At 41.8% G+C, this 17,074-nt stretch carries 22 protein-coding genes; 14 read left to right on the top strand and 8 right to left on the bottom strand.

Annotation, left to right across the window (positions count from 1 at the left end; all coding sequences use genetic code 11):
- Positions 1–52 precede the first annotated feature (52 nt).
- A complete protein-coding gene (locus OO184_RS19510; protein WP_265380608.1) occupies positions 53–403 on the bottom strand; it encodes a YcgJ family protein in 351 nt (116 codons plus the stop codon).
- Between the two features lie 243 nt (positions 404–646).
- Between OO184_RS19510 and OO184_RS19505 the strand changes: the two genes are divergently transcribed.
- Positions 647–1,222, top strand: a complete 576-nt coding sequence (locus OO184_RS19505; RefSeq protein ID WP_040149023.1) for an aminodeoxychorismate synthase component II — start codon at positions 647–649, stop codon at positions 1,220–1,222.
- A gap of 123 nt (positions 1,223–1,345) precedes the next feature.
- Complete coding sequence (gene argD / locus OO184_RS19500; protein WP_265380607.1) at positions 1,346–2,557, top strand: bifunctional acetylornithine/succinyldiaminopimelate transaminase; 1,212 nt, start codon at positions 1,346–1,348, stop codon at positions 2,555–2,557.
- A gap of 49 nt (positions 2,558–2,606) precedes the next feature.
- On the opposite strand, the gene crp is transcribed toward argD, so the two are convergent.
- Complete coding sequence (crp, locus tag OO184_RS19495) at positions 2,607–3,239, bottom strand: cAMP-activated global transcriptional regulator CRP (RefSeq protein WP_010848517.1); 633 nt, start codon at positions 3,237–3,239, stop codon at positions 2,607–2,609.
- A gap of 320 nt (positions 3,240–3,559) precedes the next feature.
- On the opposite strand from crp, the gene OO184_RS19490 reads away from it, so the two are divergent.
- On the top strand, positions 3,560–3,967 hold the full coding sequence (locus tag OO184_RS19490) for an OsmC family protein (protein WP_265380606.1): 408 nt from the start codon (positions 3,560–3,562) through the stop codon (positions 3,965–3,967).
- A gap of 125 nt (positions 3,968–4,092) precedes the next feature.
- Here OO184_RS19490 and OO184_RS19485 read toward each other — a convergent pair whose 3' ends face one another.
- From OO184_RS19485 to OO184_RS19475, 3 genes are read right to left on the bottom strand one after another with little or no spacing between them, the layout of a single operon-like run.
- Positions 4,093–4,962 (bottom strand): phosphoribulokinase, encoded by an 870-nt coding sequence (locus OO184_RS19485; protein WP_049584136.1) that lies wholly within the window; start codon positions 4,960–4,962, stop codon positions 4,093–4,095.
- Positions 4,963–4,980: 18 nt separating this feature from the next.
- Positions 4,981–5,199 (bottom strand): YheU family protein, encoded by a 219-nt coding sequence (locus OO184_RS19480; protein WP_265380605.1) that lies wholly within the window; start codon positions 5,197–5,199, stop codon positions 4,981–4,983.
- Positions 5,196–6,176 (bottom strand): hydrolase, encoded by a 981-nt coding sequence (locus OO184_RS19475; RefSeq protein ID WP_088373472.1) that lies wholly within the window; start codon positions 6,174–6,176, stop codon positions 5,196–5,198. The genes OO184_RS19480 and OO184_RS19475 overlap by 4 nt, the downstream gene beginning before the upstream one ends.
- Positions 6,177–6,280: 104 nt before the next feature.
- Between OO184_RS19475 and OO184_RS19470 the strand changes: the two genes are divergently transcribed.
- The 5 genes from OO184_RS19470 (at position 6,281) to tauD (ending at position 10,507) form a co-directional block, all read left to right on the top strand.
- On the top strand, positions 6,281–6,889 hold the full coding sequence (locus tag OO184_RS19470; protein ID WP_265380604.1) for a LysE family translocator: 609 nt from the start codon (positions 6,281–6,283) through the stop codon (positions 6,887–6,889).
- Between the two features lie 122 nt (positions 6,890–7,011).
- Positions 7,012–8,031, top strand: coding sequence for a taurine ABC transporter substrate-binding protein (gene tauA / locus OO184_RS19465; RefSeq protein WP_376712589.1), 1,020 nt, complete (start codon positions 7,012–7,014; stop codon positions 8,029–8,031).
- Complete coding sequence (gene tauB / locus OO184_RS19460; RefSeq protein WP_265380603.1) at positions 8,018–8,785, top strand: taurine ABC transporter ATP-binding subunit; 768 nt, start codon at positions 8,018–8,020, stop codon at positions 8,783–8,785. The genes tauA and tauB overlap by 14 nt, the downstream gene beginning before the upstream one ends.
- The gene (gene tauC, locus OO184_RS19455) at positions 8,782–9,630 is read left to right on the top strand and encodes a taurine ABC transporter permease TauC (protein ID WP_265380602.1); all 849 of its coding nucleotides are present in this window, start codon (positions 8,782–8,784) and stop codon (positions 9,628–9,630) included. The genes tauB and tauC overlap by 4 nt, the downstream gene beginning before the upstream one ends.
- Positions 9,623–10,507 carry a taurine dioxygenase gene (gene tauD / locus OO184_RS19450; RefSeq protein WP_265380601.1) on the top strand — a complete coding sequence of 295 codons (885 nt, stop codon included), beginning with the start codon at positions 9,623–9,625 and terminating at the stop codon, positions 10,505–10,507. The genes tauC and tauD overlap by 8 nt, the downstream gene beginning before the upstream one ends.
- Here tauD and murP read toward each other — a convergent pair.
- From murP to OO184_RS19435, 3 genes are all read right to left on the bottom strand, one after another.
- Positions 10,499–11,950, bottom strand: a complete 1,452-nt coding sequence (gene murP, locus OO184_RS19445; RefSeq protein WP_265380600.1) for a PTS N-acetylmuramic acid transporter subunit IIBC — start codon at positions 11,948–11,950, stop codon at positions 10,499–10,501. The two genes, tauD and murP, sit on opposite strands and share 9 nt — an antisense overlap.
- Before the next feature lie 29 nt (positions 11,951–11,979).
- Complete coding sequence (gene murQ, locus OO184_RS19440) at positions 11,980–12,885, bottom strand: N-acetylmuramic acid 6-phosphate etherase (RefSeq protein ID WP_265380599.1); 906 nt, start codon at positions 12,883–12,885, stop codon at positions 11,980–11,982.
- A 777-nt stretch (positions 12,886–13,662) separates the two neighbouring features.
- On the bottom strand, positions 13,663–14,142 hold the full coding sequence (locus OO184_RS19435; protein ID WP_049584146.1) for an Hcp family type VI secretion system effector: 480 nt from the start codon (positions 14,140–14,142) through the stop codon (positions 13,663–13,665).
- Positions 14,143–14,388: 246 nt separating this feature from the next.
- Here OO184_RS19435 and OO184_RS19430 point away from each other — a divergent pair, with 246 nt between their 5' ends.
- The 6 genes from OO184_RS19430 to OO184_RS19405 all read left to right on the top strand — a co-directional run.
- Entirely contained in the window at positions 14,389–14,595 is a 207-nt protein-coding gene (locus OO184_RS19430) for a hypothetical protein (RefSeq protein WP_049584147.1), read from the top strand.
- Between the two features lie 35 nt (positions 14,596–14,630).
- Entirely contained in the window at positions 14,631–15,500 is an 870-nt protein-coding gene (locus OO184_RS19425) for a hypothetical protein (protein ID WP_265380598.1), read from the top strand.
- Positions 15,490–15,891 carry a DUF1240 domain-containing protein gene (locus OO184_RS19420; protein WP_265380597.1) on the top strand — a complete coding sequence of 134 codons (402 nt, stop codon included), beginning with the start codon at positions 15,490–15,492 and terminating at the stop codon, positions 15,889–15,891. Before OO184_RS19425 ends, OO184_RS19420 begins: the two co-directional genes overlap by 11 nt.
- Before the next feature lie 195 nt (positions 15,892–16,086).
- The gene (locus OO184_RS25355; protein ID WP_376712588.1) at positions 16,087–16,308 is read left to right on the top strand and encodes a DUF1240 domain-containing protein; all 222 of its coding nucleotides are present in this window, start codon (positions 16,087–16,089) and stop codon (positions 16,306–16,308) included.
- Complete coding sequence (locus OO184_RS19410) at positions 16,232–16,723, top strand: DUF1240 domain-containing protein (protein ID WP_312023710.1); 492 nt, start codon at positions 16,232–16,234, stop codon at positions 16,721–16,723. The genes OO184_RS25355 and OO184_RS19410 overlap by 77 nt, the downstream gene beginning before the upstream one ends.
- 1 nt (position 16,724) lies before the next feature.
- Positions 16,725–17,074 (top strand): DUF1240 domain-containing protein (locus OO184_RS19405; RefSeq protein WP_265380596.1); only part of this gene is annotated, 350 nt, incomplete at its 3' end.

Below are 17,074 nucleotides of genomic sequence, written 5' to 3'. Positions count from 1 at the left end.
CTCTCATCAGATTAATAAACTGGCCTGCATTAAATGAAGGCCAGTTTTGCCGTTATTCATACATCTTTTGAGTAAATTCTTTATTTACTTCGGTTCTTGGATAATATCTGTCTTTGTAACATTTTTTCTCTTTACTCTCACAGTGTACCCCATTACTTAAAGTGTAAGATGAAAAGTCAATATTTTTTCCATCACCAAACTCTTTTTTCAGGTGTCTTACCGCTTTTTTCCCTAAATACCTTTCGGTTAATTTTAGCGATAGCCCTTGTTGATCAGAGCAATATTTTCCTTTTTTATCACAAACCACCCCTTTTTCCGGGAAGAAAATGTTGGCAGTTTTAGTAACAGCCAGCGTGGGGAAGGATAGTAAAAAAAGAGATGCTATAATCAGTTTTGTCTTCATAACAATTACCTTTACTTATTGAATATCGGAATAGAGCATATGTTTTGTCGGGTATGAGAGTAAGTTGATTGAGGAAAAAGCAGCCATTGATTTTGTTGTACTATGCTACAAATATTGATGTGCTATGATAGCCGCCCCGTTGTCGCGAGGCCGTTTTACCTGGAGCCAGTTGTGCAGGATAAACAAATTGCAGGAGTGGCAGGGCAACAAATACAGCGATAAAAATGAGTAGGATAGACTCCTATGTTACTAATAATAGATAACTATGATTCTTTTACATATAACTTATATCAATATTTTTGTGAATTGGGTACAGATGTTTTAGTTAAGCGCAATGATGAATTGCAACTTGAAGATATTGAGAGATTGATGCCTACTCATTTGGTGATTTCCCCAGGCCCTTGTACCCCAAATGAAGCAGGAATTTCTCTGGCTGCGATTTCTCATTTTTCGGATAAATTGCCGATTCTTGGTGTTTGCCTTGGACATCAGGCAATTGGGCAGGCGTTTGGCGCTAGCGTGGTAAAAGCCAGGGAAGTGATGCATGGAAAAACTTCTGCTATTCACCACAATCAGCAAGGTGTGTTCAAAGGGCTTAACCGGCCATTAACTGCGACTCGTTACCATTCGTTGGTGATTGCCGCAGAGACATTACCTGCCTCATTTGAAGTCACCGCATGGAGCCAGCATAATGGCAACGTCGATGAAATTATGGGCATTCGTCATCGCACTTTACCGCTGGAAGGGGTGCAGTTCCATCCTGAAAGTATTCTCAGTGAACAAGGTCACCAGTTACTGAGCAACTTTCTGAGATATTAACCAGACACCGATAATTTCTTCATTTATCCATCTTTTTCATTTGCCCATCTTTGATTTTTTATGCATATTCAGTGAGTATAATTTCACTTCTGAATGGCGTATATATAAAAAACGGGTGGGAAAATGAAGGGACATACCGTAGTAGATAGAAGCACATACGATCAAGTTATGTTGCCAATTTATTCACCAGCGCAGTTTATACCGGTGAGAGGGCAAGGTAGTCGCGTATGGGATCAGCAATGGAAAGAGTATATTGACTTGGCAGGGGGAATTGCTGTTATAGCTTTGGGCCATTGTCACCCTGCGTTAGTGGATGTTTTGCAGCAGCAAGGGGAGAAACTTTGGCATATCAGTAATATTTTCACCAATGAACCTGCTTTGATTCTGGCGCAGAAACTGATTGATGCGACTTTTGCTGAGCGGGTATTTTTTGCCAATTCAGGAGCGGAAGCGAATGAAGCGGCATTTAAGCTGGCTCGTCACTATGCCATTACGCGTCACAGTCCCTATAAAACCAAAATTATCGCATTTCATCAGGGTTTTCATGGTCGCACCTTATTTACTGTCTCCGTGGGTGGTCAGCCAAAATATGCTGATGGTTTTGGGCCAAAACCCGCGGATATTATTCATGTGCCTTTTAATGATTTAGATGCAGTGAAGGCCGTCATAGATGACCATACTTGTGCTGTTGTATTGGAGCCGGTTCAAGGAGAAGGGGGAGTCACACCGGCAGCACCGGCATTTATTCATGGGTTGCGTGAGCTTTGCGATAAGCATCAGGTGTTGTTGGTGTTTGATGAAGTGCAAAGTGGGATGGGGCGTACCGGTAAGCTATTTTCTTATATGCATTATGATGTTACGCCGGACATCATTACCACAGCAAAAGCATTGGGAAATGGCTTCCCTATCAGCGCTATGCTGACGACAGAGAATATTGCGTCTGCGATGATGCCGGGAACTCACGGTACAACTTATGGCGGTAATCCGTTGGCTTGTGCAGTTGCAAATGTTGCTTTTGATATTATTAATACGCCAGAGGTTCTGGAAGGCGTTGAAAAACGCCATAGTTTAATAGTGAATTTTCTGAATGATATCAATCAGAAATATTCGATATTTGGTGAAATTCGTGGAAAGGGTCTGCTGATTGGTGCGGAACTCAAAGCGCCGTATCAGGGAAAAGCTAAAGATATTCTGCAACTGGCGGCTGCAAATGGCTTAATGTTGTTGAGTGCGGGTGGTGATGTACTGCGTTTCACGCCTTCGTTGATTATCAGTGAAGAAGAGCTTGCTCAGGGCATGGAACGGTTGGAGCAGACAATTAGTCAGTTGGTGTAATTAAGCACAAGAGAAATCAGCGCAGGATTATGCGCTGATTAATCAAGCGTTAACGTGTACCGTAAACAACGATAGTTTTACCGTGTGCGGAGATCAAGTTTTGATCTTCTAGCATTTTCAGAATACGACCAACTGTTTCGCGGGAACAGCCAACAATCTGACCAATTTCCTGACGCGTGATTTTGATTTGCATTCCGTCCGGGTGGGTCATTGCATCTGGTTGTTTCGCCAGATTCAATAAAGTTTGGGCAATCCGGCCAGTAACATCCAGGAAAGCCAGATTACCGACTTTCTCAGAAGTTGTTTGCAAACGGTTTGCCATTTGGGCAGATAAACGCATTAAAATATCCGGGTTTACCTGAATCAGTTGGCGGAATTTTTTATAGGAGATTTCAGCCACTTCACAGGCGCTTTTGGCCCGTACCCAGGCTGTACGCTCTTGCCCCTCTTCAAATAATCCAAGTTCACCAATGAAATCCCCCTGATTTAAATAGGAGAGGATCATCTCTTTGCCTTCTTCATCTTTAATCAAAACCGCAACAGAGCCTTTTACGATGTAGTAAAGCGTCTCTGCTTTTTCGCCTTGATGAATAAGCGTACTTTTAGATGGATATTTATGAATATGGCAGTGTGACAAAAACCATTCAAGAGTCGGGTCTGTTTGTGGCTTGCCGAGAACCATTCGCTTCATCCTCTGTTGTTATCGCTGCCTAAATAACACGAGAATCTAAAAGTTTCTCGTCAGGCTGGCTTATAAAGACACTAGCTTAACATATTAGTTTGTTGAAAAACCGACAGATAAGGGTTTTATATAGGTTATCTGAAATTTGAACCTTACGTATTGAGCTTAACCTATATATACCCGGCCCGCTTCTGTTTTTAACACAGGAAAAGGCTTCTGTCTTGTCTTGTATTGTTTCAGCATAATAAACTGCTCATTAGATTGCCAGTTTAATACTGAAAGAGTAGGCTTGGATGCAAAGAACGACTTAAGAGGTATTTATGCAAGCGCGGGTAAAATGGGTTGAAGGATTGTCTCTTTTGGGGGAGTCATCTTCTGGTCATCAGATCATGATGGATGGTAATGCTGGCGATAGAGCGCCGAGCCCAATGGAAATGGTATTAATGGCAGCCGGTGGTTGCAGTACGATTGATGTAGTTTCTATTTTACAGAAAGGCAGGTACGACATAAGAGATTGTGAAGTAAAATTAACTTCCCAACGTCGTGAAGAGGCGCCACGCTTGTTTACTCATATTAATCTGCATTTTATTGTTACGGGTAAGGATTTAACAGATAAAGCGGTTGAACGTGCTGTCATGTTGTCTGCGGAAAAATATTGCTCTGTTTCATTGATGTTGGGGAAATCAGTTGAAATTACCCACAGTTTTGAAGTTAAAGATATAGATTGATAAATTATTTCTTGATCAAAAAATAACAACAGGTAACTAATATCTCAGTTACCTGTTTTTTTAACTGAATAATATAAGATGCAAATTTTAAGTGCCGGATTTTCTAAATTTATCTCAGGCGCTGATTAACAAATCTTTTCCCCTTCCAGCAGTCGCTGTACCAATGGCGTCATAATTAATTCCATTGCTAATCCCATTTTTCCGCCGGGAACTACGATGGTATTAATGCTTGAAACGAATGAGCCTTGTAACATTGCTAGCAAGTATGGGAAATCAATTTGAGTCAGATCACGGAAGCGGATGACAATGAAACTTTCATCCAATGATGGAATGGCTTTAGCTGAAAATGGATTGGATGTATCAACGGTAGGGACACGTTGGAAGTTGATATGTGTTCGTGAGAATTGTGGCGTAATGTAGTTGATATAATCATCCATAGAACGCACGACGGAATCCATCACGGCTTCCTGTGAATGCCCCCGTTCTCCGGTATCGCGGATGAGTTTCTGTATCCATTCAAGATTGACAATCGGCACGACGCCCACTAGCAGATCAACATGACTGGCGACATTATGCTGTGGTGTGACAACGCCGCCGTGCAGACCTTCATAAAACAGCACATCGGTCTGCTTAGGTAAAGATTCCCACGGCGTAAATGTACCGGGGAGCTGGTTGTAAGGGACGGCGTCGTCATAGGTATGGAGGTACTTGCGCCGGCGGCCTTCACCGGTTTCACCATAGTCAATCATGGTTTTTTCCAGCATGCCAAAATCATTGGCTTCTGGCCCAAAATAACTGATATGTCTGCCTTGCTCCTTGGCTTTACGGATTGCGGCATCCATTTCAGGACGGGTGTAACGGTGGAAACTATCTCCCTCTATCTGTGCTGCGCTGATGTTAAGTTGCTGGAAAATCTTACGGAAAGCTAAACTGGTGGTGGTAGTTCCGGCGCCACTGGAGCCGGTAATTGCAATAATCGGATGTTTGGCGGACATACAGTAAACTCCATAATATTAAGGATGGAACATTTTTTTTGGCACAATATTGATGCTCTCATGCAGTTCAGACCACACCAGCATAACATCTCCCCGTTCCAACTGACGGCGTATGTCAGCGACCTTCTGCTCCAGCGATTTTTCATCTTCGCCATAGTCAGTGCCTTCCCGCAGGACAAAGCTCTCTATCAAATTTAGCAGAGTTTCTGGCTCCAGTTGTTGCCACGGAATAATCATTGTGGTTGCTCCAGATAAGATGACAGCCAACTTGGGATGCGTTGTTCCAGCCACATTTGTGGTTTCTTCAACGAACCGCTGACAAAGCCGACATGTCCACCATATTCTGTCATTTGGTATTCAATATTTTTAGGTAACATTTTGAGATCAGGGACAACTTCCGGCGCCATAAAGGGATCGTCTTTAGCATGAATAATCAGCAGCGGCACAGTAATATCAGGCAGACGCGGTAGAGCGCTGCACTGGCGGTAGTAGTCCGCTGCATTTTTAAAGCCGTGGATTTTTGCGGTCACAATTTCATCAAATTCTCGAATATGTTTCAATCTTTTTACCTGAGACAGATTGATAGGGAGTGAGCCGGGGTAACGTAACAATTTACGGGTGGCATTACGTTTCAGGCTATTCAGTAAATAGCGTTCATAAACCTGAGAAAATCCTTTTTCTATCCGCAGGGAACAGGCTTCCAACATCAAAGGGGCGGAAACAATGACGGCAGCATTGATCTGGGCGTTGGTTTTTTCTTCTGCCAGATAGCAGGCTAGCATATTACCGCCGACTGAATAACCTACGGCTGAGGTGGGTGCATCACCGTAGGTCTGTTTTAACCAGCTCAGAAAATAACGGGCATCGCTTGTTTCGCCAGAATGATAGAGACGTTTTTGGCGGTTCGGTTCACCACTGCACCCGCGAAAATGCATGACAACGCCAAGCCAGCCTTTTTCTTGGCAGATATGAAGCAAACCGTGGGCATAAGGGCTGTGGAAACTGCCTTCCAGACCATGAAACAGGATCAATCGTGGCTTGTGTGCTGCGGTGGCGGGATCTTCACTCCATGCCAGATCAACAAAATCGTTATCTGGTAAATTAAGCCGTTGCCAATATGGTTGCAGTTCGGGATACCGCCGCACCAGACGCGGGAGTAGTGTCTGCAAATGCGGATTACTGGCTCCGGTTAGAGGACGAAAGATATCAGTCATAATGGTTTCGAGTTAAATTGATTAGTTATCTTGTATGGTGAATAACATACTGATATTTTCTGTTAAAGGGAAACGCCATTATTCAGGATGAAAGGTAACTCTTCATGACAGCAAGCCTGATTTTTTCATTAACAACTTTTTTGTTTATTTCTGCCATTACGCCGGGTCCAAACAACATGTTGCTGACTTCATCAGGTGCTAACTTTGGCTTTATCCGCTCTTTGGGATTGCTCTTTGGCGTTGTTCTGGGCATGCAGACGATTTTATATCTGGCTGCTTTCGGAATAGCGACATTGCTGTTGATCTATCCTGCTATTCACACCGTCATGAAAATCGCAGGTAGTCTCTATTTGCTATGGTTAGCATGGAAAACGGCAACAGCCAGTTACCGGCGTCTGGATGTCAAAGATAGCGCGGTTATCAAGCCGGTGCGCTGGTATCAAGGTTGGTTATTGCAGTTTTTGAATCCGAAAGCTTGGCTGATGGGGTTGGGGGCTGTTGGCAGCTACAGTATTGCCGGTGATCACTACCTCTATTCCATCATCGTGATCAGCATTGCGGTGATGTTTATTAATTTCTTGTGCGGCATGGTGTGGACGGGTTTTGGTTCGTTGATAGGGTCGTTGCTCCGTAGTCGCAATGCTTGGTTTATTTTCAATATTATAATGGGCATATTGACGGCAACTTGTGTGCCACTGATTTGGCTTGGGTAATTTAGTCAGCTAATTGCGTTTTTAGTTATAGAAAATATTATTTTATTCTTTTTTACTTTGGCAAATATCTACAACACTTATTCTGACGTACCTCGTCTTTTTATGACATTGGAGGTGTTTAAGTGGGTAGATCCGCTCTTGTAGTTTATCTTTTTTTTCTGGCGTTCTTGCTATTGATTCCTGCTGTTCAGGCGAACCGTCAGCAAGTAACGATTGCTTATCAAACTTCACCAGAGCCAGCAAAAGTAGCCCAATATAACGGCGATTTTGCCCGGCAATCTGGTGTTGATGTGCAATGGCGGAAATTTGACAGTGGTTCTGCTGTGCTACGAGCGTTAGCTTCTGGTGATGTGCAGATAGGCAATATGGGTTCTAGTCCATTAGCGGTTGCTGCCAGCCAAAAATTGCCGGTAAAAATTTTTCTCATTGCTTCCCAGTTAGGGCAATCAGAAGCATTGATTGTTAATCAAAAAATCACTGAACCTACTCATCTTATCGGCAAACAAATTGCTGTTCCTTTCATTTCTACTGCCCACTACAGCCTGTTAGCCGCATTGCGTCACTGGCAGATAGATCCAAAGCTAATCAAGATTATTAACCTACAACCACCAGCAATTGTTGCCGCGTGGAAGCGTGGTGATATTGATGGCGCTTTTGTCTGGTTACCTGCCGTGAATGAATTAGCGGCAACAGGCCGTGTACTGACTGATGCAGCGCAAATTGCCCAATGGGGATCGCCAACGCTGGACGTATGGGTTGTTCGTAATGATTTTGCTGAACAACACCCTGAATTGGTCACGATGTTCGTGAAAAGTGTACTGGATGAAAATCAGCGCTATCTGACTTCTCCTGAAAAATGGCTGGCAAGTAAAGAGAATATTACTGCGGTGTCGAGATTGAGTGGTTTATCGGAGGACAAAATCAGTCAATGGATACTCACCAATCGTTATCTGAACGCTGATCAACAGTTGAATTTATTAAGGTCAGAAATGGCGAAAGTGATTCGTGATACGGCTAAATTTCTGCAACAGCAAGGTAAAGTTTCACAGGCTGCTGATAATTATCAGGATTATGTAACAGATAAATTTGTCAGGGAGATTGTTGCGTCAACCATGACAGGAGGGAACGATGTTACAGATTAGTGGATTAACGGCTAAATATCAGGACAAAGAAGTGCTTCGTGATATTAGTTTTGATATTACCGCCGGGCAATTTGTGGTGATCCTTGGGCCATCCGGTTGTGGCAAAACAACCTTATTGAATCTAATTGCGGGTTTTCTCACGCCTTGTTCCGGTGATATTTGGCTGAATGGTAAACCAGTAACTGGCCCCGGCATAGAACGTGGTGTGGTGTTTCAACATGAGGGATTGATGCCGTGGCTGAATGTGTTGGATAACGTGGCGTTGGGGCTGAAATTTGCTGGTGTGCCTAAGAAACAACGATTGCAGACCGCTCGTCAGATCATTCATCAGGTTGGTTTGAGTGATCACGAAGATAAATATATTTGGCAACTGTCTGGCGGGCAGCGACAGCGGGTAGGTATTGCGCGTGCATTGGCGGTGGAACCTCAACTATTACTGCTGGATGAACCGTTTGCTGCGCTGGATGCTTATACCAGAGAACAGATGCAGGAGCTGCTGCTGACTATCTGGCGTGACAGTAAAAAACAGTGTCTGTTGATTACTCACGATATTGAGGAAGCCATATTCATGGCAAATGATCTGTATTTAATGGAATCTTCGCCGGGAAGAATTGTTGAACGGATTACCCTCGATTTTGGTCAACGATTTGCTGATGGGGAATGTAGCCGCAGCATTAAATCTGATCCTAATTTTATTATCTGCCGTGAATATGTGCTGGAACGCGTGTTCAGATACCGGAGGGTTTTGGTATGAACCTTTATCAAGAGCGGGAAATCGGAGTAGTGACCCTGCTGAAAAATAGTAAAAGACGTTTTGAACCGATTCCTGTTGGGGTGCTATGGCGATTGGTTACCGTTGTTACTTTATTATTTATCTGGTGGCTGGTGACAACATTTGGCTTGATTGAATCCGTATTATTACCGGCGCCGGGTCAGGTGGTACATCAACTAATGACCGCAGCGAGTGAACAAGGGTTTATGGGGGCGACGTTATGGCAACATTTAGCAGCCAGTCTGAGCAGAATGTTGTTGGCTTTATTAGCCGCGGTAGCCATTGCTATTCCGGTAGGAATAGCAATGGGGCTGAATGAAAAAATTCGGGCGGTGATAGATCCTTTGATTGAACTATACCGACCTGTTCCACCATTAGCTTATTTACCCTTGATTGTTATCTGGTTTGGGATTGGAGAAACCTCAAAGGTTTTACTGATCTGGCTAGCAATTTTCGCGCCGGTTACCTTGTCTACCGTGGTGGGGGTACAGAATGTTGAGCAAGTGCGAATAAGAGCTGCACAGGCGTTGGGCGCCAGTCGCTGGCAATTGTTGAAACACGTTATCTTTCCTAATGCCTTGCCGGAGCTATTGACAGGTCTGCGTATCGGCCTTGGTGTTGGTTGGTCGACTTTAGTCGCCGCAGAACTGATTGCCGCCACACAAGGGCTAGGCTTTATGGTGCAATCGGCGGGTGAGTTTTTGGCAACCGATATGGTGGTGGCGGGTATCATTGTCATTGCATTGATTGCATGTGGCTTAGAGTTAGGATTGCGGGCCATTCAACGTCACTTAATGCCGTGGCATGGAGTAAACCGTCATGAATGAACGTCTGAAAATTATCCCATTAGGACCTTATATTGGCGCACTTGTGGAACAGACCAATCTCACTAAACCGATGACAGATATTCAGTTTGAACAACTGTATCACGCGCTATTAAAGCATCAGGTATTATTCTTTCGTAATCAACCTATTACGCCAATACAGCAACGTGATTTGGCCGGTCAATTTGGTGATTTACATATTCACCCGGTTTACCCTCATACACCAGAAAGTGAGGAGATTATTGTTTTAGATACCCATGACAACAATCCGCCTGATAATGATAACTGGCATACGGATGTGACTTTCATTGAAACACCACCGATGGGCGCGATTCTCGCCGCTAAAAAAGTCCCGCCGTTTGGTGGAGATACGCTGTGGTGCAGTGGTATCGCTGCGTTCGAAGCATTGTCAGAGCCTTTCAAAACATTGTTGATAGGACTTGAGGCGGAGCATGATTTCACTAAATCTTTTCCTGAACATCGGCATCGCAGTTCTCAAGAGCTACATCAGCGCTGGTTAGCGGGTAAAGAGAAGAACCCGCCTTTGTCACATCCAGTTGTCAGAACACATCCTGTTTCTGGTCGTTTAGCGCTGTTTGTTAATGAAGGCTTCACCACCCGGATTGTTGGTCTCAGTGATAAAGAGAGTGAAGCGATTTTGAACTTTCTATTTGCTCATGTTACTAAACCTGAGTTTCAGGTACGTTGGCGCTGGCAGGAGGATGACATTGCTATTTGGGATAACCGGGTGACTCAACACTATGCTAATGCGGATTACCTGCCTCAGCGCAGGATTATGCACCGAGCAACGATTCTGGGTGACAAGCCACGTTATTTTTGTGAGGTCAATGAAAAAGTTCATTCGCTATCATCAGGTTAAATCGACATTTTTACTGCCAAATAGCAGAGTCATGACAAAGCCGCTGATATAAGCAACCACTAGCCCGGCGGCATACACTGCCATTCCGACAAAAATACCACTGTTTGAGGTCATCAGTGGCAGTGCTACCAATCCAGATGGACCAAGAACCGTATTCAGCCCAACAGGTAATCCCAAATAAGCCACCAAACCGATAAAGAAACCCCCGGCGGCACCGCCCAAACAGGCGGTGATAAAGGGCTTAATTCGTGGAAGTGTGACGCCGTAAATCAAGGGTTCACCGATGCCGAGAAAGCCTGGAATAATGGCGCCTTTTATCTGCGTGCGTAGCAGAGAATCTTTTTTCGCTTTGACATACAGCGCCAGCGCGGCGCCAACTTGTCCGCCGCCTGCCATTGCTAAGATTGGGAACAGAGAATTAAAGCCTTGTGCGTCCATGAGAGCGAAATAGACCGGCACAAATCCTTGGTGAACACCAAACATGACAGCGAGTAAAAATAGCCCCGCTAATATTGCTGTACCAAAAGGATTGCCGTTGAGATGAAGAAACAACCATGACATACCGCTAAACAGATAACTTCCCAGTGGCATGATAAGAATAAAGGCAATGGCTCCCATGATTAACAGAGTAATAGCCGAAGTGAGGATCATATCCAGATTATCTGGAATGATTTTACGAACTTGTCGTTCTACCCATGCTCCCAGAATAGCGGCGATAAGAACGCCGATAATATTGCCGCGTGGATCGATACTGTAACCAAAGAAAGTAGAAATACCGGAATAGAAACCGCTGGTGGCGTCTGGGTTATAACTGAGGACGAACAGCGAAGCGATAATAGCGCCGTTTATTCCTGATCCACCAAATGCTTTTTGCGTGTTATAACCGATCAGAATACTTAGAAAGCTGAACATGCCTTTACTGAAAACTTTCATATAGCCAATGATTTCAACCAAAACAATATTAGGGTGCTCAACATCCTGAATGGCTATTTGTTCAAATAAAGTAGCAAAGCCGAGAAGCAGACCAACGGCAATAAAACCGGGTATCAGTGGAGTAAAAATGGTAGCGAATTTGGTCAAGAATTTATGTACTGCACTTACCTGTTTCTCTTTAAGCTGCTTTTTATTGGCAGAAGCAATATCGGTTAAATCGGTGCCGCTTGGTTTTGATTGTTCTGTATGGGGAGAAGAAGTTAGCAATTCATTCATTATTTCAGCCGCCGCTTGGGCTTTTCCCGGCCCAAGCACAATCTGAAACTGATCGGCGCTTTCGATAATACCTAACACATTGGGGATCTGTTTTAACGCGACTTGATCCACTTTTGTATTATCGCGTAGCGTTAGCCGTAGGCGGGTCATACAGTTGCCACATTGCGCCACATTATCTGCATTGCCGATAGCTTTAAGGATCTGGGCAATGACTGTCTGATTAATTTTAGCCATCTTCTTACTCCTTCTCAGCAAGGAAGTCGTTACCGAACGGCTGAGATCGTCGGTCGAATAAAACCGTGGTGTTTTTCCAGTAAAACCTTTGCTTGTTGAACACTGACTCCAGCCAGAATCATCACAATGGCGGTTTTACAATGTCCATCACATTCTGCCAGGGCCTGTTCAGCTTGTTCACGATTGCATTCTGTGGCGGCCATAACGATATTTTTCTGCCTTTCAACCAGCTTGGCATTCGTCGCTTCTATGTCCACCATCAGGTTGCCATAAACTTTACCTGTACGGATCATGGCGCCGGTGGTCAGCATATTCAGAATTAGCTTTTGTGCTGTACCGGCTTTCATTCGTGATGAACCTGTGACGATTTCCGGCCCAACTATCGGTGTAATAGCAATATCGGCTGCTTGTGTCATCGGGCTTTCCGGGTTACAGCTAATGCAGGCAACGGCGGCGCCAACGGATTTCGCATACGCCATTGCACCCAAGACATAAGGTGTGCGGCCGCTGGCGGCAATGCCAACCAATACATCTTTTGAGTTAAAGTTTAGCGCTTGAAGATCATTTGCGCCTAGTTGTTGGTTATCTTCTGCATTCTCAACTGCATGTAGAATGGCCTGATGCCCTCCGGCAATTAACCCAACCACTTGTTCCGGTTTGGCGCCATAAGTTGGAGGGCATTCACTGGCATCCAAAATCCCTAACCGGCCCGATGTACCGGCGCCGATATAAATTAAACGGCCTCCCTGACGGAATGCTTCGGTAATTTTATCTACCGTTTCAGCGATCTTCGGCAAAGTTTGTTCTACTGCTAGTGCGACTTTTTTATCTTCATTGTTAATTAGTTTTAGCATTTCAAGGGTTGGCAAAGTATCAATGTTGGCACTGGCTGGATTGCGGCTTTCGGTTATCATGTTGCTGAGATTGGTTTTCATATTATTTTCCTAAAGGAATATAAAAGGCAGATAGCATGAATGTATCAAGATTTAAGGGATTGATTATATACCCGTCATCTTTCAAGTTGCCTCTTTGTTGGCTGCACTCACTCACCCCGGTCACATCGTTATCTATGCTCCCGGGGATTCGCTCCCTTGCCGTCGCGATGCATCTTGAAATCCATTGGGTATAGTGTTGATGCTCCTATGTTGATGGCTGTGATAGTTCAACCTACGAATAAACCTTATACCCCTCAACATTCAGGGTTTGCTGTACCAGTTCCGATTGAGGTACGGGTAACTGTTCTTGAAGTTGCTGACAGCCGAGTTCTGCCGGGATAGGCATTGCCTTTGATCATCTGAATATTGTGACCTCACGGCAATTGTGCCACAGGCTGTGGCACAATTGCCGACAGATTATTGACAAAGTGCTGGTTTTCTATCTGATATGTTGTTCTAAATTAAGTTTCGCTCACCAGACAGAGCTTATATACCCTTCATCTTTCAAGCTGCTGCTTTGTTGGCTGCTTTCACTCACCCCAGTCACATAGTTATCTATGCTCCTGGGGATTCGTTCACTTGCCGCCGCGCTGCAACTCGAAATCTATTAGGTATAGACATGTTAAAAATATCTCATTTGTGAATGATCAAATTGGCCTGGTGGGGAAAATCGGTCAGAATATTTTTCACAATGAAAAGAACAAACCTCGCTATTTTAAACGAGGTTTATCAGCGGTCTGAACATATATATTTATATATACTTAACTTGGTTTGTTTTTAATAAACTCTATCATCCCATATACTATAGGCAGATGTGCCGGCAGTTATGTGATTCCAGGATATAGATCTATATTTTAGAAAGACTTTTTCGTAAGGCATCATTTCATTATTATTTATTGAATTCGGGTAGACGCAAGAAATGTCAACAATACTCGCTTCTATTAATTTGACCTCATAGAAAAGTTCTAATTGTCCAGCGAGATTTGTTCTGTAAAAGAAGAAAATCGCATTCAGTAGTTCGTTTGAAGATATTGCGGCTGCTAACAGCGGGGATGATTTATCTATTGGCTTGATAAATTGTATCGGATGATGAGCGACATTTTTTTCGCGAGTTATCGAGTGATTTAAATTCAATACCTGTATTTGATCTTCGTGCCCCTTTTGGTATCGGTTTCCTATAGAGTCTAGCATTGAACAACCGGCAGAAATTAAACCTTGTTTCTTACCATCTAAAGATAAATAAATTATGTGTGACATAAGTAATTACCATACAACTTCTTTAATTGAATTACCTGAGACTGTATGACCAGGCGGTGAAAGTACGACCTTAACACTAAAATATAAAGAAATTAATAGTTCAATGTTGAATTTTTTTCTTTAAGGATAGTAATAGTGATATAAAAAACGGGCTTGAAATTTTTTGCTATTATATAGTCGACATGGCTATTTTTTATGTAATATAGTGCTACACCTGAGCTTTTAATTGTTAATAGGATTAGCCGTATGAACGATAGAGATAGAGAACAGTTATTACAGCAACTCACTGACGTATTAGTGAATAGCCCGTTAATCCCAGAAGAAAAATTGGCAATGATGATGATGCAGTGTTTTAACCTATTGCTGTCAACGCAAGCCTGTGCGATCGACATGAAGATTTCAGATGGCCGGGTTCTTTCACTCAAATTGGAAACTCCGGCGGTTAAACACTAATGCGATGATTTTAAGAATATGGAAAGGGCTTCACAATGACATATAAAAAGTACAACCCCTCTTGGGAGGGCTGTATGGGGGATTTCCTGAGAGGTCATGTTGGGACTAACCAATTAAAACCTCAGCATGAATTCTTTGATGCTATTGGTCTCGAAAAGCAGCTAAGGGAGAATACAACCTATATTGCGCTACTCTCGTTAGATGAAGCGAAAGATGTTCTGGAAGATATTGATTCGCCAAAACCCAAAAGTCCATTTATAAAGAAAATATTTGAAATTACCGATCCGATATCGCCATATGCGGGTAACATACATGATTCTTTTGATCTTGTTAATGTTATAGGAGAATTTAAGAAATTAGGGATTAAAGCGACAGAGTATGTTGGTAAAGACGGGAATAGATATATCAAAATATCAGGTTATGCGGGAGTTAGGAAAATCATCACTGCTTCAAGATATAAAGCTTCTAACATGAAGGTGATATCTATGGGGATTGGGCAGCAAGGACTGAATAGTGGCATAGTTAAGGGAATGAAATTCAGTATATTCTTTTCTGCGGCTTATCGAACGGTTGAGCTTATGTTTAAGGATGAATACACTTTGGCTGATTTTTTAGGTAATATTGCGGTAGATTTGGCTAAGACAGTAATAACAGCCTGTGTTGCTTGGGCTTTTGGGGCTGTAATGATAGCTACATCTATTGCTGGTGCCAGTGTAGTTGGTGTGGCTTTTGTTGTATTTATTGTAGGTTTTGGAATGACATATGCACTTGATATTATAGATAAAAGATTTAAAATTAGCGAGAATGTAATTAATTTAATCAGAACAGAAGTGGAAAGGAAACCAAGATCTACAGAGGCTAATTTCAACCAATTTCTTCATAACTGGGGGAATTATGGGAAATAAAAGAAAGGTTATACATATCATCTGCGCTCTTTTTATTTTTATTCTAACGTCATTCACTTTCTTTTTGACGGGAGGGAATTTAAATTCTTTAATTAAAATGGATGAAAAAATAATATTCTCAGGTGGTGTTTTTATGATATTTTTTTCTTCTCCTTTGGTTTTTTATTATGTTATTTTTGTTATTTTTGTTAATGTAACTGGCCGTTATCCTAAACATCATGATGGTTTTAATAAATATTTGGGGGCGATAGCTATTGTTTCATTTTTTTTAGGTTTTCCTACGTCTTTATATGTGAATTATAAGTTAAAAAGTGATGGCTATTTGGTATGTCCAAGAATATCCTGGATGTCGCCGAATACCTATGTAAAAGATATTAAGTTATGTGATTGATATGAGTGATATATTTGTAGATAGTAAAAGAAAAATAATACACATTATTTGCGCAATTTTCATATTGTCTTTAATGTCGTTCTCTATGTTTATAGTAAGTAAATATTTGCTTTCGTTGATTTTAATGGATGAAAAAATAACATTTTCAGGTGGTGTTGTGATGTTTTTTTTTCATTTCCTTTTATTTTTTATTTTGTGGTTTCGGCTGTTTATCTTTCTTTAGCAAAGCGTTATCCAAAGAATCATGACGCCTATGTGAAATGTTTATGTGTGATAGCTATTGTTTCAGTTTTTTTGAGTTTTCCTGTCTCTTTCTATGTGGACTATAAACTGAAAAGTGATGACTATTTGGTATGCCCAAGAATATCCTGGATGTCGCCGAATACCTATGTCAAAGATATTAAACTATGTGATTGATATGAGTGATATGTTTGTGGATAGTAAAAGAAAAATAATTCATATTATTTTGGCGATTTTTGTATTGTCCTTGGTATCTTTGGGTATGTTTGCTTCTGTTGATAGTCTATTTTCATTGATTACAATGGCTGAGGTAATCTCTTTTTCCAATGGAATAATAATTGCATTTTTTTTCCCATTGGTTTTTTATTTCTTGGTTTGTTCTATTTATTTAAATTTAACAGCGCGTATCCCAAGGTATCATGATTCTTATGTTAAATATCTTGGTGTGATAGCTATTGTTGCGTTTTTTTTGAGTTTTCCTATATCTTTTTATGTGAATTATAAACTGAGGAGTGAGAATTACTTGATATGCCAAAAGATATCTTGGATGTCACCGAATAAATATGTAAAAGATATTAAACTGTGTGATTGATATGAGTGATATGTTTGTGGATAATAAAAGAAAAATAGTACGTATTATTTGTGCAATTTTTATATTGGTTTTAATGTCATTTTCTATGTTTATAGTAAGTGAGTATTTGCTCTCGTTGGTTTTAATGGATGAAAAGATAACATTCTCAAGTAGTGTGTTTATGACATTTTTTTCTTTTCCTTTGGTTTTATATTATATGGTTTTTGTTATTTTTGTTAATATAACTGGTCGTTATCCAAAACATCATGATAGCTTTAATAAATATTTTTGTTCGATAGCTATTTTATCAATTGTTTTAAGTTTTCCTACGTCTTTCTATGTGAATTATAAGTTAAAAAGTGATGGCTATTT

Origin of the sequence: Photorhabdus aballayi (genome assembly GCF_026153155.1) — a bacterium.
Taxonomy (GTDB): domain Bacteria; phylum Pseudomonadota; class Gammaproteobacteria; order Enterobacterales; family Enterobacteriaceae; genus Photorhabdus; species Photorhabdus luminescens.
Note: the sequence above shows the minus strand (reverse complement) of the source record. Positions and strands in the feature narration are given on the sequence as shown.

Excerpts from the sequence above, each read along its gene's own strand:
- OO184_RS19510 (WP_265380608.1), bottom strand. The coding sequence starts at position 403 with ATGAAGACAAAACTGATTATAGCATCTCTTTTTTTACTATCCTTCCCC.
- OO184_RS19505 (WP_040149023.1), top strand. The coding sequence starts at position 647 with ATGTTACTAATAATAGATAACTATGATTCTTTTACATATAACTTATAT.
- argD (WP_265380607.1), top strand. The coding sequence starts at position 1,346 with ATGAAGGGACATACCGTAGTAGATAGAAGCACATACGATCAAGTTATG.
- crp (WP_010848517.1), bottom strand. The coding sequence starts at position 3,239 with ATGGTTCTCGGCAAGCCACAAACAGACCCGACTCTTGAATGGTTTTTG.
- OO184_RS19490 (WP_265380606.1), top strand. The coding sequence starts at position 3,560 with ATGCAAGCGCGGGTAAAATGGGTTGAAGGATTGTCTCTTTTGGGGGAG.
- OO184_RS19485 (WP_049584136.1), bottom strand. The coding sequence starts at position 4,962 with ATGTCCGCCAAACATCCGATTATTGCAATTACCGGCTCCAGTGGCGCC.
- OO184_RS19480 (WP_265380605.1), bottom strand. The coding sequence starts at position 5,199 with ATGATTATTCCGTGGCAACAACTGGAGCCAGAAACTCTGCTAAATTTG.
- OO184_RS19475 (WP_088373472.1), bottom strand. The coding sequence starts at position 6,176 with ATGACTGATATCTTTCGTCCTCTAACCGGAGCCAGTAATCCGCATTTG.
- OO184_RS19470 (WP_265380604.1), top strand. The coding sequence starts at position 6,281 with ATGACAGCAAGCCTGATTTTTTCATTAACAACTTTTTTGTTTATTTCT.
- tauB (WP_265380603.1), top strand. The coding sequence starts at position 8,018 with ATGTTACAGATTAGTGGATTAACGGCTAAATATCAGGACAAAGAAGTG.
- tauC (WP_265380602.1), top strand. The coding sequence starts at position 8,782 with ATGAACCTTTATCAAGAGCGGGAAATCGGAGTAGTGACCCTGCTGAAA.
- tauD (WP_265380601.1), top strand. The coding sequence starts at position 9,623 with ATGAATGAACGTCTGAAAATTATCCCATTAGGACCTTATATTGGCGCA.
- murP (WP_265380600.1), bottom strand. The coding sequence starts at position 11,950 with ATGGCTAAAATTAATCAGACAGTCATTGCCCAGATCCTTAAAGCTATC.
- murQ (WP_265380599.1), bottom strand. The coding sequence starts at position 12,885 with ATGAAAACCAATCTCAGCAACATGATAACCGAAAGCCGCAATCCAGCC.
- OO184_RS19435 (WP_049584146.1), bottom strand. The coding sequence starts at position 14,142 with ATGTCACACATAATTTATTTATCTTTAGATGGTAAGAAACAAGGTTTA.
- OO184_RS19430 (WP_049584147.1), top strand. The coding sequence starts at position 14,389 with ATGAACGATAGAGATAGAGAACAGTTATTACAGCAACTCACTGACGTA.
- OO184_RS19425 (WP_265380598.1), top strand. The coding sequence starts at position 14,631 with ATGACATATAAAAAGTACAACCCCTCTTGGGAGGGCTGTATGGGGGAT.
- OO184_RS19420 (WP_265380597.1), top strand. The coding sequence starts at position 15,490 with ATGGGAAATAAAAGAAAGGTTATACATATCATCTGCGCTCTTTTTATT.
- OO184_RS19410 (WP_312023710.1), top strand. The coding sequence starts at position 16,232 with ATGACTATTTGGTATGCCCAAGAATATCCTGGATGTCGCCGAATACCT.